This is a genomic window from Zongyangia sp. (assembly GCF_965361945.1).
In genome coordinates this window covers 37,438-54,301 of record NZ_CBDTOK010000066.1, presented here as the reverse complement: position 1 = coordinate 54,301, position 16,864 = coordinate 37,438, and the positions used below count along the sequence as shown (strand labels likewise).

The 16,864-nt window shown below is 51.9% G+C and carries 19 protein-coding genes; 10 read left to right on the top strand and 9 right to left on the bottom strand.

Annotation, left to right across the window (positions count from 1 at the left end):
- Window positions 1-411, top strand: a 411-nt coding sequence (locus ACZ25G_RS04395) for a sodium:solute symporter family transporter (protein WP_463681670.1), incomplete at its 5' end; no start/stop codon positions are given.
- Between the two features lie 70 nt (window positions 412-481).
- Here ACZ25G_RS04395 and rbr read toward each other — a convergent pair.
- Entirely contained in the window at window positions 482-1,024 is a 543-nt protein-coding gene (gene rbr / locus ACZ25G_RS04390; RefSeq protein WP_191482119.1) for a rubrerythrin, read from the bottom strand.
- Between the two features lie 153 nt (window positions 1,025-1,177).
- On the opposite strand from rbr, the gene ACZ25G_RS04385 reads away from it, so the two are divergent.
- Both ACZ25G_RS04385 and ACZ25G_RS04380 read left to right on the top strand, forming a co-directional pair.
- Window positions 1,178-1,699, top strand: coding sequence for an ECF transporter S component (locus tag ACZ25G_RS04385; RefSeq protein ID WP_463681669.1), 522 nt, complete (start codon window positions 1,178-1,180; stop codon window positions 1,697-1,699).
- Window positions 1,692-2,264, top strand: coding sequence for a class I SAM-dependent methyltransferase (locus tag ACZ25G_RS04380; protein ID WP_463681668.1), 573 nt, complete (start codon window positions 1,692-1,694; stop codon window positions 2,262-2,264). Before ACZ25G_RS04385 ends, ACZ25G_RS04380 begins: the two co-directional genes overlap by 8 nt.
- Before the next feature lie 44 nt (window positions 2,265-2,308).
- Here ACZ25G_RS04380 and ACZ25G_RS04375 read toward each other — a convergent pair whose 3' ends face one another.
- From ACZ25G_RS04375 to ACZ25G_RS04360, 4 genes are all read right to left on the bottom strand, one after another.
- Window positions 2,309-2,842: a methylated-DNA--[protein]-cysteine S-methyltransferase gene (locus ACZ25G_RS04375; protein WP_463681667.1), complete on the bottom strand. Its 534-nt coding sequence runs from the start codon at window positions 2,840-2,842 to the stop codon at window positions 2,309-2,311.
- 20 nt (window positions 2,843-2,862) lie between these two features.
- The gene (locus ACZ25G_RS04370) at window positions 2,863-3,570 is read right to left on the bottom strand and encodes a DNA-3-methyladenine glycosylase family protein (RefSeq protein ID WP_463681666.1); all 708 of its coding nucleotides are present in this window, start codon (window positions 3,568-3,570) and stop codon (window positions 2,863-2,865) included.
- Between the two features lie 31 nt (window positions 3,571-3,601).
- Window positions 3,602-3,934 carry a CGGC domain-containing protein gene (locus ACZ25G_RS04365; protein WP_463681665.1) on the bottom strand — a complete coding sequence of 111 codons (333 nt, stop codon included), beginning with the start codon at window positions 3,932-3,934 and terminating at the stop codon, window positions 3,602-3,604.
- A gap of 80 nt (window positions 3,935-4,014) precedes the next feature.
- Complete coding sequence (locus tag ACZ25G_RS04360) at window positions 4,015-5,178, bottom strand: iron-containing alcohol dehydrogenase (protein WP_191482125.1); 1,164 nt, start codon at window positions 5,176-5,178, stop codon at window positions 4,015-4,017.
- A gap of 260 nt (window positions 5,179-5,438) precedes the next feature.
- Between ACZ25G_RS04360 and ACZ25G_RS04355 the strand changes: the two genes are divergently transcribed.
- Together ACZ25G_RS04355 and ACZ25G_RS04350 are read left to right on the top strand one after the other, a co-directional pair.
- Entirely contained in the window at window positions 5,439-6,212 is a 774-nt protein-coding gene (locus tag ACZ25G_RS04355) for a hypothetical protein (RefSeq protein ID WP_463681664.1), read from the top strand.
- Window positions 6,213-6,333: 121 nt separating this feature from the next.
- Window positions 6,334-6,873: a zinc ribbon domain-containing protein gene (locus ACZ25G_RS04350; protein ID WP_463681671.1), complete on the top strand. Its 540-nt coding sequence runs from the start codon at window positions 6,334-6,336 to the stop codon at window positions 6,871-6,873.
- Window positions 6,874-6,922: 49 nt separating this feature from the next.
- Here ACZ25G_RS04350 and ychF read toward each other — a convergent pair whose 3' ends face one another.
- Window positions 6,923-8,017 (bottom strand): redox-regulated ATPase YchF, encoded by a 1,095-nt coding sequence (gene ychF, locus ACZ25G_RS04345; RefSeq protein WP_191482128.1) that lies wholly within the window; start codon window positions 8,015-8,017, stop codon window positions 6,923-6,925.
- A gap of 369 nt (window positions 8,018-8,386) precedes the next feature.
- Between ychF and ACZ25G_RS04340 the strand changes: the two genes are divergently transcribed.
- The 4 genes from ACZ25G_RS04340 (at window position 8,387) to ACZ25G_RS04325 (ending at window position 13,551) form a co-directional block, all read left to right on the top strand.
- A complete protein-coding gene (locus tag ACZ25G_RS04340) occupies window positions 8,387-9,079 on the top strand; it encodes a response regulator transcription factor (protein WP_463681663.1) in 693 nt (230 codons plus the stop codon).
- A 106-nt stretch (window positions 9,080-9,185) separates the two neighbouring features.
- Window positions 9,186-10,646: a sensor histidine kinase gene (locus tag ACZ25G_RS04335; protein WP_463681662.1), complete on the top strand. Its 1,461-nt coding sequence runs from the start codon at window positions 9,186-9,188 to the stop codon at window positions 10,644-10,646.
- Window positions 10,647-10,758: 112 nt separating this feature from the next.
- Window positions 10,759-12,435 carry a S1C family serine protease gene (locus ACZ25G_RS04330; RefSeq protein WP_463681661.1) on the top strand — a complete coding sequence of 559 codons (1,677 nt, stop codon included), beginning with the start codon at window positions 10,759-10,761 and terminating at the stop codon, window positions 12,433-12,435.
- Between the two features lie 177 nt (window positions 12,436-12,612).
- Entirely contained in the window at window positions 12,613-13,551 is a 939-nt protein-coding gene (locus ACZ25G_RS04325; protein ID WP_463681660.1) for an AEC family transporter, read from the top strand.
- Here ACZ25G_RS04325 and ACZ25G_RS04320 read toward each other — a convergent pair.
- Window positions 13,539-13,799 carry a hypothetical protein gene (locus ACZ25G_RS04320; RefSeq protein WP_463681659.1) on the bottom strand — a complete coding sequence of 87 codons (261 nt, stop codon included), beginning with the start codon at window positions 13,797-13,799 and terminating at the stop codon, window positions 13,539-13,541. The genes ACZ25G_RS04325 and ACZ25G_RS04320 overlap by 13 nt on opposite strands.
- A 299-nt stretch (window positions 13,800-14,098) precedes the next feature.
- A complete protein-coding gene (locus ACZ25G_RS04315) occupies window positions 14,099-15,229 on the bottom strand; it encodes an aldo/keto reductase (RefSeq protein ID WP_463681658.1) in 1,131 nt (376 codons plus the stop codon).
- A 286-nt stretch (window positions 15,230-15,515) separates the two neighbouring features.
- Here ACZ25G_RS04315 and rpe point away from each other — a divergent pair, with 286 nt between their 5' ends.
- Window positions 15,516-16,187 carry a ribulose-phosphate 3-epimerase gene (rpe, locus tag ACZ25G_RS04310; protein WP_463681657.1) on the top strand — a complete coding sequence of 224 codons (672 nt, stop codon included), beginning with the start codon at window positions 15,516-15,518 and terminating at the stop codon, window positions 16,185-16,187.
- Here rpe and ACZ25G_RS04305 read toward each other — a convergent pair.
- A complete protein-coding gene (locus tag ACZ25G_RS04305) occupies window positions 16,175-16,756 on the bottom strand; it encodes an adaptor protein MecA (protein WP_342680569.1) in 582 nt (193 codons plus the stop codon). The genes rpe and ACZ25G_RS04305 overlap by 13 nt on opposite strands.
- Window positions 16,757-16,864 lie beyond the last annotated feature (108 nt).

Here is a 16,864-nt window from a genome sequence, read left to right as displayed (position 1 = left end):
CTGATGCATAAAAAGGCTACCGATAAACATGTTATGATTGTTTCTCGTATTACCCTGCTGGCGGTGACAGCTATCGCCATTGTGATTGCGTTGGATGAGAACAGTGTCATCTTCACCATCGTCAGCTTCGCTTGGGCTGGATTTGGAGCCACCTTCGGCCCCCTGATGCTTCTCAGTCTGTTCTGGAAGCGAATCACCCGGGCTGGCGCCATTGCTGGCATGATCAGCGGCGGCGTCATGGTATTTGTCTGGAATCTGCTCATCCGTCCTTTAGGCGGCATGTGGGATATCTACGAACTTCTACCAGCCTTCATCATCTCCTGCCTATTCATCGTGGTGGTTTCACTGCTGTCACCGAAGCCATCCGCTGAAATCGAAAAGGAATTTGACGAAGTTAAAGCTGGAGTATAAGCTCCACATTTCATCAAGAGAAAAGGCATACCGCAAACTGCGGTATGCCTTTTTACGCTGTGTGCAAGCTTTAGTAATTGGCCGCCTTGACCTGAAAATAGCTCTGGGGATGCTTGCAGACCGGGCAGACGCCGGGTGCTTGGGGGCCGACATGCTCCCGGCCACAGAAGCGGCAGACCCACACCGTCTGGCTGTCGTCCTTTTTGAATACCTTCTGATCCTTGATGTTTTGGCACAGCTTTTGATAGCGCTGCTCATGTTCCGCCTCGATTTGGGCCACCAGCTCAAAATGGGTGGCGATTTCGTTGAAACCTTCCTCCCGGGCCACCTGGGCAAACTCTTTATACATCTGGGTCCACTCGTAGTTTTCCCCTTTGGCGGCATCCTCCAGATTGGTCTGGGTATCCGCCACCTGGCCGCCTTGGATGTATTTATACCACTGGTAGGCGTGGGCGTATTCATTGTCGGAGGTCTCTTCAAAGATGGCGCTGATCTGCTCATAGCCGTCTTTTTTCGCCTTTTTGGCATACATCTGGTATTTACACCGGGCCTGGGATTCGCCGGCAAAAGCCGCCAGCAGGTTTGCATAGGTTTTGCTGTCTTTTAGCTGCATATCATCACATATCCTTTCCTGTTGCGCGCCTGTAAGGACGCCATATTTTGCGGAAAAATTGACGGATTTTCCTACACAGGTTATAATTGCCAAGGGAAATCCTTTTATACAGGATCCCCGGGAGATCAAAAGAAAAAGGAGAAAGAATCCATCATGCATCAAAATACCACCAGACGTTTGACTTATGCCGCTCTTATGTTGGCGCTAGGCATCCTAATTCCCATGGTGTTCCACACCTTCCAGATTTCGGGCGGAATTTTCCTGCCGATGCATCTGCCCATCCTCCTCTGCGGATTTTTGTGTGGGCCTCAGTTTGGCGCCCTCTGTGGACTGGTTGTTCCTTTGGTTTCCTCTCTGTTCACCGGCATGCCGCCCATGTATCCCACAGCGGTGGCTATGGCGCTGGAACTGCTGACCTATGGGTTGGTTACAGGGTTGCTCCGCAAAAAATGTAATGTCTATGTGACCCTCCTCATCGCCATGCTGGCCGGCCGCGCCGTATCCGGCTGTGCGAATTTGGTGCTCATGGGCCTGGCGGGGAATTCCTATACCCTCAGCGCCTTTTTAACCGCGTCTTTTGTTACGGCACTGCCTGGCATTGTCATCCAGATTGTGGTGATTCCGCTGGTAATTATTGTGATGAAGAAAGCGGGGCTGACGGATTTAAATGAATAAAATCAGGGCATATTTTGACGCCCTCGCTCCCCAATGGGATGAGGTTTCCGTCCACGACCCCCAAAAGATCCGAAAAATTTTGCACAGCTGCCACCTGAGTAAGAAAAGCCGCGTGTTGGATATTGCCTGCGGCACTGGGGTACTGGCCCCCTTCCTGTTGGAGTGGGAGCCGGCTTCTGTCACCGGCATTGACCTATCCCCCAAGATGATTGATATTGCCCAGAAGAAATACGGTGATAGGGTAACCTATATCTGCCAGGATGTGCTGGAATACACCAGCGGCCCCTTTGATGTCTGCATCGTTTACAGTGCATTTCCCCATTTTCTAGAGCCGGAACGGCTGCTGGAAAAGGCAAACAGCCTTCTTTCTTCCAGCGGACGGCTGGTTATTGCCCACTCCCAGTCCAGGGAACAGATCAACTCCATCCACGGCGGCAGTGCCAGCCAGGTTTCGCGGGGGCTGATGGAGGCCTCCCAGCTGGCTGAGCTGATGGAGCCTTGGTTTGATGTGGAAGAGATTGTGGATGACGAGCAAATGTATCTAGTTTGCGGTAGAAAAAAATAAAAGCCTGTCCCTTCTAGGGACAGGCTTTTATGATGGGATAAATTCTATAAGGTGCTTCCCCTTTTGGGGGAGAAGAACCGGCTCTGATCGACCCCTTCCAGGGTGAGCAGGGCAATTTTTTTGTCGATGCCTCCGGCATATCCGGTGAGGCTGCCGTTGCTCCCCACCACCCGATGGCAGGGGATGATGATGGAGATAGGGTTGTGGCCTACGGCGCCTCCTACCGCTTGGGCGGACATGCTTTCCAGACCCTGTTTTTCTGCAATGCGGGAGGCAATTTCCCCATAGGTCATGGTCTGGCCATAGGGAATTTGCAGGAGAATCTCCCAAACCCTCTGGCGGAAGGGGGAACCCTGGGGCGACAGAGGGGGAGTAAAGGGAGGTTTTTTTCCCTGGAAATAGAGATCCAGCCACTTTTTGGCCTGCTGAAAAACAGGTAGGTGTTTTTCCTCCCGGGAATCGGTCAGGGTAGCGCCAAAATACTTTTGACCGTCAAACCACAGGCCGGTGAGGGACTCCCCGTCGCTGGCCATGGTGATGCCGCCGAGAGGGGAGGGATAGGTATCGATATATTGCATGGGGGTCACACTCCTTTCGCTTAATCTGCGCCAGGCAGATCCTCTTTGGTGGGAGAAGCGGCTTTCCTCTTTGCATTTTTCTTATGCGGAGAGACTTTTTTAGGTGCGTAGTCCTTCATCCCCGGCACTGCGCCTCCCGCCACCGCCCAGAGGTAGAGACTGGCCACGCTGCCATAGGGATGGAAGCGCCGGCGGTACCGCTCAAACAGTTTGCGGTCGATACGGCGGTGGTGATAGACCATCCGCAGACCCCGCTGGATGGCCAGATCGTCAAAGCTCAGGATATCAGGCCGCTCCATGCAGAAAAGCAGGATCATTTCCGCCGTCCACGCCCCGATGCCCTTGAGGGAGGATAAAGCCTGGATGGCCTCTTCGTCGGGCATCTTCCAGACTGCTTCCAGATCAAATTGGCCTTTTTGCACCTTTTGTGCAAAGTCGGTGATATATTCCGCTTTTCTAAAGGAGATCCCGCAGCCCTGAAGCCGCTCTATGCCGGCGGCCAAAATGGTGGAAGCATTTACCTGCCCCAGAGTGTCCTGCATCCGCTGCCAGATGGTTTGCTGAGCTTTGGTGGAGATTTGTTGCCCGATGATATGATGGACGACGGAGGAAAACAGATCCGGGTCTACCTGACGCTGGACAGGCCCAATCAGGTCGATGAGCTCTCCCAGTTTCGGGTCTTTTTCTTTGAGATAACCGGTTTCCTTGTCGCCATAGCGGAAGTACATAGGCGATTTTCTTCCTTTCCCAATGCTTTTCTCAGTGGGTGTAATCCAAAATGCGGATGCTGTCGCCAAGGTCTTGAACGATCAACTCCCGCATTTTCTTCCCAAAGGGACAGGGATACCCAATGGGTGTGCCTTTCTGGATGCAGGAGGCAAAGGCGATGGTATCAGCCCCTCGCTTCACCAGCTCCCGAGCCCGTAGCACCGCCTTTTTTCCAGGACATCCGCCGCAATTGATAAAACCTATGATTTCAATATCTTCGTCCACTTCATGAAAAGCGCCTTGCTTTTGCTGTATCATACGGAAATCCGTAGTTCCAGGACAAAAGTCCTCGGTTTGCATACAACGCAGAATGCCCACTTTCATAAGTCCCCATCCTTTCTTTTGCTATGCTGCTATAAAAAACCCCTCTGCTCCAAAGCAGAGGGGATGAATGGGCTTTGGGCTTACAGTGCCAGCCGAAGGATAGCAGCCACATCCTCCTCATAGAGAGGTTTAAATTTGCCGATAGGACCGTACATGACAGCCTTTTTCGCCATCTCATCGATGCGGTCGTCGCCAATGCCGATGTCGGCCAGGCGGGTGGGCATGCCGATGGACTTGGAGAAGGCTTCCAGACGGCGGATACCTTCCAGGGCAATCTCCTCGTCGTCGGCAAAGGCCAGATCTACGTCAAACATCCGTACAGCGTACTGGACAAAGCGCTTGATGTCGGTTTTATAGACATATTTCATCCAAGCGGGGAAGACGATGGCCAATCCCGCGCCGTGGGCGATGTCATAGATGGCGCTGAGCTCATGCTCAATATTGTGGGAACCCCAGTCGGGGATTCTACCCATCTGATAGAGATTGTTGTGGGCCACAGTGCCAGCCCACATGATCTCCGCCCTGGCGTCGTAGTCGTTGGGGTTTCTCAGGACCTTGGGCACATTGTAGAGCATGCTGCGGAAGGTGGCTTCAATAAGCCGGTCGGACACGTCCACATTGGGGACGGTGGTAAAATAACGCTCCATCAAGTGGGCCATAATATCGGTAGCGCCGCAAGCGGTCTGGTAGGGAGGCAGGGAGAAGGTGTTTTCCGGATTCATGATGGTGAATTTGGGGATCATCAGCTCACAGCCCGCCGAATGCTTTAGGTTCAGGGTATCGTTGGTGATGACCGAGCCATCGGAGGATTCACTGCCCGCTGCCGGAATGGTGAGGACAGAGGCCACAGGAAGGATCTCCTTCGGCTCGCCTTTGTTGTCGTAGAAATCCCATACATCCCCGTCATAGGGAACGCCAATGGCGATGGCTTTGGCGGAGTCAATGGTGCTGCCGCCGCCTACCGCCAGGATAAAGTCCACATTTTCTTTTTTACACAGCTGGATGCCCTCATAAACCAGAGAAAGGCGGGGGTTAGGCTGAACGCCGCCCAGCTCCACAAAGGGGATGCCGGCGTCCTTTAAAATCTTTACAATCTTGTCGTATAATCCGATTTTTTTAATGGAGCCGCCGCCATAATGCAGCAGGACTTTGGAACCAAATTTCTGAATCTGCGCAGGCAGTTCCTTCTCCGTATCCTTGCCAAAGATGATACGGGCAGGGTTATAAAAGTTAAAATTAACCATAAAAAACGTCCTTTCTTTGCAGCATTTCAAAGCCGGAAGATAGGGCCGGCTCCAACCTCAATTATATTCCATTGCCCGCAAATGTAAACCTTTTGCCCTCCCCTTAGGACAACTTTGTATCAATGTCTAAATGAAACCAGTTCCAGCCCGCCATTTTTCACAAGGAGGAAACGGCTTTGATTTCGAAAAATATAGCTTTTTTCTTGACGCACCCGTTTTTCCCCGTATAATGAAAGTAATGAGGAAGAGGAGGGATTATCTTGTTCCGCCGGAAAAAGGAAAAAGAATTAGAAGTTGTTCAGATGAAACCAAAGAGAAGAATCAATATTGCCGCCATTTTGATTATTTCGGTGATTGTGTCGGCGACCATGGGGATTGTCTCCCTCACCCTTGCCTCCAGCATCCGCACCAGCAACCTGGAAAATCTGGGGAGCCGCAGTGTGGATACCGGCCGCGGGATTGCGGCCAGTCTCAAACGTTTTGCCCTTGATGATATCCGCGGCCTTATCGAAAACGGGCAGGTCAACGATACCTACCGTTCCCTCTGTGAGTATTTGGGGGAGATTCGGGATGTCAACGGGTATAAATACCTCTATGTTATTTACAAGGAAGACGATGGCTATCATGTGCTGCTGGATGCTCAGTATTCCCCCAGCCTCATCGCCAATACCGATTATATCCCCATTGGGGGCAGCTACCTGCCCCGGGAGATTTCCAGGCAGGCCGCCCGGCTCTTAGAGCAGGTCTACAGCGGCGCGCTGCCTCTGGCCTCCACCAACACGGTCTCCCAAAATGCCAACCGGGGTTCGACGGTGACCTCCTATATCCCCATCCAGGATGCGAGGGGCGACATTGTGTGTGCCTTGGCCATTGACACAGCTGTTTCCACCGCCGATGTCAACAACGGCTTTATCAGTTTTTACCAGATCGCGGCCGGATTCTTCGGCTTTATCTTCGCCGGCAGCCTCATCCTCAGCATCCTGTATTTCCGCGCCCAGAAGCGAAAAAGGCAGGAGCAGGGAGATTTTTCCTGATTTGAAATCTGGGAAAAAACATGGTATAATAAGCAAAATTTTCACCGGGACCCTGGAGTGAGGGACGCCGGGCCCGGTGTTGAGAAAACTATCCCCCCAGGGGGAGAAAGGTGTGAGCCCTATGAAATGTCCGCAGTGCGGCGCAGAGGTGGAAGAGCAGTATAATTTCTGTCCCCGGTGCCAGGCCAAGCTTCGTCCAGATACCCAAACTCCGCCTCCGGGCCCAGATCCGGCCAATCAGAACGGTGGGGAGCACAATGTTCCCCCTTATACACAGAATCAGCCTAGTGCAGCATTCGGGCCGATGCCAGGTACAGCTTATGATTACTATACCCAGCGCAACCGTCAGAATAACCCTTATGGAGGAGCGCCAGGAGCTGGCGCAGGCGGCCCGTATCCCAATCCCAACTTCCCCACCGTTAACTATCAGCCGCCTAAAAAGCATACCGGTGTCATCGTGGCCATTGTGATCGCGGCCATGGCGGTGATTATTTCTATTATTGTGGGGCTGGTCGCCATCGTTAACTGGGCGGTTCAGCATACGGAGGAATACTACTACCAGTACGATTGGGACTGGGATAACGCAAGCTGGCAGGATACCGTCCCTCAGCAGGATACCATCCAGCTTTCTGACAGCCACAGTGTTACATTCCCCAAATAAAAACAGCGCGGAGATTTTCTCCGCGCTGTTTCTTTATACTTCGCAAGTTTTACACGTTAAACCGGAAAAGGACCACATCGCCGTCCTGCATGACGTATTCTTTCCCTTCGGAGCGGACCAATCCCTTTTCCTTGGCAGCGGTCATGCTGCCGCAAGCCACCAGGTCGTCGAAAGCCACGACCTCAGCCCGGATAAAGCCTTTTTCAAAGTCGGAGTGGATTTTACCCGCCGCCTGGGGCGCTTTGGTCCCCTTGGTGATGGTCCAGGCACGGACCTCCGGCTTGCCGGCGGTGAGATAGGAGATCAGACCCAGTAGGCTGTAGCACTCCTGGATCAGACGATCCAGGCCCGACTGGGTCAGGCCCAATTCGGACAGGAACATGGCCTTGTCCTCCGGAGACATATCGGAGATTTCCTCCTCAATGCTGGCGCAGATGGGCAGAACCCCGGCGCCTTCTTCCTCGGCAATTTTTTTGACCTGGGCAAAATACTGTTGGTTGTCCAGTCCGCCGATAAAATCGTCCTCTGACAGGTTGGCCGCATAGATGACAGGCTTATTGGAGAGCAGGGGAATGGTGGAGATAAGCTCCTTTTCCTCCTCGTCACAGGCAAAGGCACGGGCGGATTTGCCCTCCTCCAGATGGGCTTTCAGCCGCTGGAACAGTTCTGCCTCGGCGGTATATTTTTTATCAGCTTTGGCCATCTTCAGGGCTTTGTCGATCCGTCGTTCCACCAGTTCGATGTCGGAGAAGATCAGTTCCAGGTTGATGGTTTCAATATCCCGGGCGGGACCAATTTCACCGTTGACGTGGATGATCTCGGTGCTTTCAAAGCAGCGGACCACATGGACAATGGCGTCCACCTCCCGGATGTTGGAAAGGAACTTATTGCCCAGTCCCTCACCTTTGGAAGCGCCTTTGACAAGGCCGGCAATGTCCACAAATTCGATGACAGCGGGGGTATATTTATCCGGATGATACATTTCGGCCAGCACATCCAGACGTTTGTCCGGGACGGCCACTACTCCTACATTGGGTTCGATGGTGCAGAAAGGGTAGTTGGCGGATTCTGCGCCAGCATTGGTAATGGCGTTAAATAGGGTGCTTTTTCCCACATTAGGGAGGCCGACAATTCCTAATTTCATACAAGTTGCTCCAATCTATCGTTGCATTGATTTTGCTGGATCAGGCATCCTCATAGCAGGCGTCTGATAAAACATTATCATTATACCCGCTATTTGGATGAGGGGCAAGGGCTGTTCATCCGAAATCGAGGATTCCTTAAAAAATTATTCACTATTCCGGGTATTTTTATTGTATAATAGAAATATCAGTTCAGCAAAAAGCTACATACCGAGATGGGAGGATAGCGGCGAATGGCCAAAGGCCCGGTGCCTTGCCATAAATAGCGCTGCAAACGGTCTGTCTTTTAGCCTCGTTATAGGCGGGAGCGGGCCATCAATGAAGCTTTTGTTGCAGAGTGAAATAGATGACGATCATTGGGGGTTGAAATCATGTCCATGGGAAAAATTTTAGTATCCGACGACGATAAGAATATCTGCGAGCTGTTGCGGCTTTATCTTGAAAAAGAGGGCTACGAAGTGAGCATTGCCAACGATGGGACCCAAGCCATCGCCAAATTCAATGCGGAAAGCCCTGACATGGTGCTTTTGGATATCATGATGCCGGGTTTAGATGGCTGGCAGGTTTGTCGTGAAATCCGGAAAAAATCCAACTGCCCCATCATCATGATCACTGCCAAGGGCGAGACCTTTGATAAGGTCCTGGGCCTGGAGCTGGGGGGCGACGATTATGTGGTCAAGCCTTTTGATACCAAAGAAATTGTTGCAAGGATCAAGGCGGTTATGCGCCGCACAGGGAAGAATACCTCAGAGGGGGATGTCAAGGAAGTCCGCTATGATAAGCTGGTGGTCAATATGACCAAGTATGAGCTGAAGGTGGACGGCAAAATCGTGGATACCCCGCCTAAGGAGCTGGAGCTGCTCTATCACCTGGCCAGCAATCCCAACCGCGTTTACACCAGAGATCAGCTGCTGGATGAGGTCTGGGGCTTTGAGTACTACGGTGATTCCAGAACGGTGGACGTACACATTAAGCGGCTGCGGGAAAAGCTGGAGGGTGTTTCTGACCAGTGGTCCCTGAAGACCGTATGGGGTGTCGGTTACAAATTTGAGGTCAAAGAATAACCGTGCAGGCTGTACCAAAGGACGGTACAGCCTGTAGTTTCTCTAAAAAGAGCCAGGCATTCTGGCCACTTCCATGGGTATAGACAGAGGAAAGGAGAGGGAAAGCTTGCAGAAAAGTGTATTTACCCGTTATTTTTCGGTTTGCGCCATCATCATCCTGATGTGCATTACCGTTCTCGGCGGGCTGTTTCTCATTTTCGCCTCCCAAAATTTTCGAAACGAAAAGCTGGACCTGCTCTATAAAAACGCCAGCCACGCGGCGGAAATCACCATGGAAAACTATCAGATCAACGATTATCAGTATATCAGCCAAACGGCCATCCTCCAGGGCTATGAGATGATGGGAAACGCCATTGACGCTGAGATTTTTCTGACCGACCTGAATGGAAAGACTTTGGTCTGTACCGAGGAGGATTCATGCCAGCATGCCACCTACCTTATGGCCCAAAGCATTATGAACCGGATCAAAAACGGTGAGTCCTACTCGGAGATGGGAAAACTGGGCGGTATTTACACCGACCGCTACTACACGGTGGGAGTTCCGCTATTGACAGAAGAAAATCAGGTGGTGGGAGCTATTTTTGCTTCTACCGCGGCTCAAAGCCTCAGTGATTTCTTAATGAATATGCTGAAAATGTTTGCCGTTAGTTCGGTGGCGGTACTTCTGTTGGCTTTTGTCATTATTTATTTTGTGACAAAACGGATGACCCGGCCTTTGGCCCAGATGTCCCAGGCCATCCGCAGCTTTGCCAAGGGCGACTTTACAGTGCGGGTACCGGTGGAGGGCAATGATGAGATCGCCCAATTGGCCATTGCTTTTAATAACATGGCAAATTCCCTGGCCATGACAGAATCCACCCGCCGCTCTTTTGTGGCCAATGTGTCCCACGAGCTGAAAACGCCCATGACCACCATCGGGGGCTTTGTGGACGGTATTATTGACGGTACCATTCCAGAGGAGAAGCACAAATATTATCTGCGCATTGTCTCAGACGAGGTAAAAAGGCTCTCCCGCATGGTTCGCTCCATGCTGAATATTTCCCGTATTGAGGCCGGGGAAACCACCATCAATGCCACCGACTTTGATATTAATGCCGTCGTCTGCCAGACGGTCTTTAGCCTGGAACAGCAGATCGAGAAAAAGCATGTGGATATCCGGGGATTGGATAGCCCCAGGGTGCTGGTGTGCGCCGATGAGGATTTGATCTACCAGGTGGTCTATAACCTCGTTGACAACGCTGTCAAGTTTGCGGATGAAGGCGGCTATATTGAGGTCAGCTATGAGGTTTCGGGGCCGGTGACCTATATTGCGGTGCGCAATTCCGGTGCCGGTATCCCCAAAGAGGAGATTCCCCATGTCTTTGACCGGTTCTATAAATCCGACCGGTCCCGTGGCCTGGATAAAAACGGTGTGGGGCTGGGATTGTATATTGTCCGCTCCATTATAAATCTTCATTCAGGAGATATACTAGTCAGGAGTGTGGAAGGGGAATACTGCGAATTTGTATTCTCTCTGCCTACCGGTTCCGCCGCCAGATTCAAAAAAAATGAGAATAAAGAAAAATGATTGATCTTTTGTTTATTTTATGTCCACAATCAGCCGCTACAATAGGGTCAGGAAAGGAAATCACCGATAAGCCGCCTGCATTCGGCGGCCTTGATTCGGGAGGGTTTGATAGATGAACGAATTTGAAAAAAACGATTATCCAGGCCAGCCCCAGGAAGAGGCTCAAGGGGAGACGCGGGAAATGGGCGACCAAGGGGGTTCTAGCTCCTGGGAGCAAGGTGCGTCCTCGTGGGAAACTGCGTCCTATGCTGATACTGCGGCACAGGGTGGGCAGGGGTCGGGCCGCGAGAGCGGAGATCCCTCTTCCAGGGAGAATCACGACACTGCCTCTTCTCCCAAAGAAGAAACCGGTTGGGTTTACGGTAATCAGTCCTACTACCACAACCCGTCTCAGGGAGGGCAGAGTACCTCCGCCGGTGGCGCCTACCAATCGGATTACGGCGGGCAGCAGGGTTATCAGCAGCCCTACAGCGACTACCGTTCTACCGGAAGTACCGCGAATAATCATCAGCGGGTATCCCCCAATCCCTACCGCTATAATTTTGATGAATATGAAGCGGCGGCAAAACAGGGCAAAGGCTCCCGGAAGAATCGGGGTATTGTGGCCTTTCTCTTCATTTTATGCATCGTTTTTGTGCTCACCGGCCTGATGTTTGCCGGGGTAGGTGTCTACCGTCTGGTTTCTGAAGAGGATAGCAGCGGCACCCATGACAATGCCCAGCTTCCGCAAAGTGGGGAAACGGATGCCCAGAGCGGCCTAGTGCTGGAAAATAAGCCCGATGTATCTGATACCTTGTCGGAAGACGGTTCCCTGACCACAGCCCAGATTCAGAAAAAGGTACGTCCGTCTGTGGTAGGTGTGATTAAATATCAGGCGGCTTATCCCTTTACAGCGGCAGGAGAGGGTTCTGGTATTATTATGAGCGCTAACGGTTATATTGTCACCAATGCCCATGTGGTCAGTGATGCGGATGAAATTGGTGTGGTTTTGGCTAACGGCGAGGACTACGTAGCCCAGTTGGTGGGAATTGACACCAAGACTGATCTAGCGGTGCTGAAGATTGAAGCGGAGAATCTGTCCTATGCGGAATTCGGCAACTCTGACCAACTTGAGGTAGGGGAAAAGGCGGTGGCCATCGGTTACCCCGGCGGCATTGAGTTTGGAGGCAGCACCACCGAAGGCATTATTTCGGGACTCAACCGGGTGGTGAAAAGCTCTGACGGCACTGGCAATGCCATCACCTATATCCAGACCGATGCGGCCATCAATCCGGGGAATTCCGGAGGCGCCCTCATCAACCGTTTTGGCCAGGTCATTGGGATTAACTCCGCCAAAGTCAGCAATGTGGACTATGAAGGGATCGGTTTTGCCATCCCTATTAATGAAGCAAAGCCTATCATCGACGAACTGAAGGAAAACGGCCGGGTAACCGGACGGGTGAAGATTGGTATTACGGTACAGCCGGTGACCGAGGCGCTGTCAAAGCTCAACGATGTCCCTCAGGGAGTCCGCATCATTTCCATCGAAGCTGACAGCGATGCGGCGGCAAAGAATCTGATGGTAGGAGATATCATCACCAAAATTAACGAACAGGAAATATACTCAAACTCTGACGTGGCCACGGCACTGGAGGGGCTGACACCTGGTCAGACCATTCGGATGACTATCTATCGGAAGACCAGCACCGGCTCTCAAAAGACGTTTGAAGTTAATGTAGAGCTGCAGGAGGATGTGGAAAACGCATTGCCTGATTTGGTGCCTACAGCCCAAAGCGGAGAAAAGTCTTAAACGGAAAACCTCGCATCTGCGGATGCGAGGTTTTTTAATCGCTCGGGGCAAGAAAAAGGGCGAGAGGAGAAAGGTTTTTAGGGAAAATGCTACTTTTTTCGGTTTGGGTTGTCCCTGAAGCTCGGTTGTTGTAAAATAAAAAAGCAATATAGCAATACAAAGGATGGGGGAAAGACATTGAAGCTTTCATGGGTGCTCATGCAGCAGGTACTCGTTATGTTCCTACTCATTGGAGTGGGCTTTTTTTGTGTCAAAAGGAATATTATCAGTGAGAAGGGTTCCAAGCAGCTATCCGATCTACTGATCTACATTGTGGTTCCCTGTTTGGCCATCGATGTTTACCAGGTGGACATGGATACAGGGATCATCAAGGGGATTATTCTTGCTTTTGGCCTGGCGATCTTCAGCCATATCCTGGCCATTGTAGTGGCCAAGTTGCTTTTCCGGAAAAGGGAGGACCCACGATATCGGGTGGAGCGATTTGCAGCGGTTTATTCCAACGCCGGATTTATGGGGCTGCCTTTGGTGCAGGCTACCATGGGTGATGAGGGGGTCATTTTTGCAACGGCCTATTTGGCAACCTTTAACCTTTTTGCCTTTTCCCTAGGCGCCATGGAGCTTCAGGGGGAAGGCCATCGGCCCAAGGTGCGTTCGATCCTGCTGCATCCCGGTATCTGGAGCGTGATCGTGGGCGTTTTGCTGTTCTGTTTCCAAATTCATCTGCCCAATCCCATTGGCCCCGCCATCAAATATGTGGCCTCTATGAATACGCCTTTGGGAATGATGGCTTGTGGGGCGTTCATCGCTGGAACAAAGCTGAAGGGGATGTTCCGCAACAAGGGGATGTATGGGGTCTGTGCGGTACGGCTGCTTTTCATCCCTCTACTACTCATCCTTATCTACAAACTGGCAGGGGTCATGCATTGGTTTGAGGGAGCAGAGATGGTAGTAATCATCAACCTGATTACCGCTTCCTGTCCTACGGCGGCCATGGCCAGTATTATGTCCAAGCAATACAATCAGGACGCGGCGTATGGCGGTCAGTTGGTGGCGGTGACCACCATCCTATCCATTGTAACGCTGCCGCTGGTGGTTATGGTAGTTCAGCTTATTTGACCGGCGCCTATGAAAGCCGGAAAGCAAAGGCGCGAAACTTTTTTCTTAGAAAAGTTTCGCGCCTTTTTTGTTTGGCTTTCAGGCCCTTGAGAGATTTTGCCCTGCAAAAAGAAGGATTCGAAAAAGGAAGAAGAAGGCCATGCAGGGGCAGAAACCAGTCGGACGCATAAGATGATATTGGCATTTGAGGTGGCGGCGTAGTAAAGGGCGGCGGAATCAGAAAGCGGGTTCCACAGGCTTTGCTGCATTTTATATCCTGTCCGTGTCTACTGCCCAATTGCCGCGAAATGTCAGATGCCCAGTTCCTGAGGGCACTTTTCAGCCGGGCTGGGTACCCGGCTTGGCTTTTACCATAAGGAGCGCCGGACGCCCTAGGGTGTCCGGCTGCTGAGGAATAGGATGAAACACCGCCCTAAAAAGAGAGACTGTTTCCTGCGGCGCCTTGCCGGCAAACGTCCTTCCCGCGGGATCTCTTTTCTAGGAAACGGTGTTTCTTATGATAAAGTGAAATAAAAAGCAGCCCAGCAGGGCTGCTTTTTTTGCAAGGTTAGGGAAGGGCGTTGATGGCATTTTCCGCCTCTTCCAGACGATCAGGAATTTGAATGTGCTGAGGACAATGCTCCATACACTGCCCGCACCGCACGCAGTTTTTGGCGTGTTTTTCCTCCGGCAGGAATTTGGTGTAGATCAGTTTGGTGGGGGAGGAACGCTTGCGCTGTTGTAGGGTGTTATAGATTTTAAATACCTCGGGGATATCCACCCCGGCGGGACAGGGCATGCAGTACCGGCAGCCGGTGCAGGGAACGGTTTTGACACTGTGGATGGCTTCCACCACCTCGTCAATAACCTTGTACTGCTGATCTGTCATGGGGACGAAGGGCTCAAACTGCGCCACATTGTCCACCACCTGCTCCATACTGGACATGCCGGAGAGGACAACCTTTACATTTTCCAGGGAGGCCACCCATTTGACCGCCCAGGATGCCGCAGATGCTGTAGGCTCATATTTTTTGAAGACGTCCTCCGCCACATCAGGCAGGGTGGCCAGATAACCGCCCCGGACAGGCTCCATAACCCAACAGGGGATATGATGGTCCACCAGGATCTGATAGCTGTCCTTTGCCCGCTGCATCTCCCAGTCCAGGTAGTTGACCTGAAGCTGGACAAAATCCCAGGGATGGGCCTCCACCATAGCGGTTAAGTATTTGGGATCATCGTGGTAGGAAAAGCCGATGTATTTGATCTTGCCTTCTTCTCTCTTTTTCTGGACAAAATCATAGGCGTGAAACTCCTCAATCTGAGCCCATTTTTCCTGGTCCACGCTGTGAAGCAGATAAAAATCAAAGTGGTCTGTGTGACATCGGGCCAATTGTTCGTTGAAGATGCGTTCCATGTCATCCGGGGTCTTGCAGAACCAGATGGGCAGTTTGCTGGCCAGATAGAAGCTGTCCCGGGGATATTTCTGCATCAGATAGTCACCGATAAACTGTTCAGACTCCCCGTCGTGGTACATATAGGCGGTATCGTAGTAGTTGACCCCATGGGCATAGGCATAATCCAACATTTTCTCCGCTTCGGGCCGGTTGATCTTCCCGTTTTCCAGCTTAGGGAAGCGCATGCAGCCAAACCCCAGCAGGGAGGGAGAGGCGTCCATGGAGGCGATAGGCTTTTTTTCCATAAAGGGAACTCCTTTCATCAAATAAATGTGTGTGCATAGGCAGGGCCTGTCCCGGGATTCATAAATCCACTTTTTCTGTAAATATAGTATAACACAAATATGAATTTATTGAAACCAGGGAGCTTTTTCTCGGGGGAAAGGTTGACGTTTGCGGGGCCCTTGGTTTAGAATAAATAAGATGATAGTATCATGGAGTTTTATCGCCATCTGGGGTATCCAATGCCTGAGATCGGCGGATACACCATAGAAAAACCGCCGGGTTACCGGCGGGAAAAGGGGTATGGATATGATTAAAATATCGCCGTCGATTTTAGCCTGTGACTTCGCTAATTTGGAGCGGGAATCCAAAGCCATGGAGGCAGCAGGGGCTGACATGCTCCATGTGGATGTGATGGATGGCCATTTTGTCCCCAATATTTCCATTGGGGCGCCGGTGGTGGCTGCCCTGCGGCCCAAGCTGCCCATGATGTTTGATGTGCATCTAATGATTACCAATCCCCTGCAATATCTGCCTGACTTTGTCAAGGCGGGCAGCGACCGGATTACCTTCCACTTTGAGTCTGATGACGATCCAAAGCAGGTGATTGACGCCATCCGCGGAGCTGGCAAAGAGGTAGGAATCTCCATTAAGCCAAAAACCCCGGCCTCCGTCCTGGAGCAGCTCCTGCCCTTGGTGGACATGGTGCTGGTGATGACGGTAGAACCGGGATTCGGCGGCCAGAAGTTTATGGCGGACATGCTTCCCAAGATCCGGCAGGTGCGGGATATGGCGAACGCGATAGGGAAAACAGAACTGGATATCCAGGTGGACGGCGGCATCGCCGACGATACGGCGGCCCTGGTGGCCAAGGCGGGAGCCAACGTATTGGTGGCAGGCTCCTCTCTGTTTAAGCAGGCGGATTATAAAGCGGGAGTTGCCAACCTCCGCCGGGCCGCGGAAGCTGCTTATGACAAGTAATAAGACAGGATGTCAATGGCCCTGTTTTCCACAATGACCCGGCCGTGTTCCTCCAAATAGGAAACAAACAAGCTGCCCCGCCCGGCCAAGGGCGCGTATTCGCTGAGAAAACCAGCGGTTTTTCCCCTTGGGCCATCCAGGGGATAGATGGCTAGATAGTAGCTTTGGCCCAGGCGGTACAGGGAGCTTTTGTAGACCCGGTGCCCCATCTGCCGGAATAGCTTGACGGAGGCATCGATAACGGTATCCACCTGGGAAAAGCGATAGATCGCGGGTTCGCCAATGGTGTGTTTGACCCGATAGCGCCGGATGGTAGGGCTTTTGTCAAAGAGCGGGGTAAAATAGATGACGCAGCCGTTCTGGCTGCTGGGATAGACCTGGATGAAGAGCTTCTGCCGTCCCGGTGAGAAGCCTGCCTGGGACTTAGCTTTGCCTAGGATATGAAGGAGAACCTCCTTGGTGTGGGGATCGCTATAGTCCAGGGAATCGTAGGAGATGCCCAGACCTTTGAGATCCTCGCAGCTAAGGGTGACTTTGAGCTTGTTTTTGCTGATGAGTTGTATATTCATGTGAGAAAACCTCCGGCGGATTCCAGAAGGAAACCGCGTCTATGGCGACATAGATGAGACAGAAGGCCCGCTTTCAGGGGATGGGCCAGGATACAGAGGAAAGGCCGT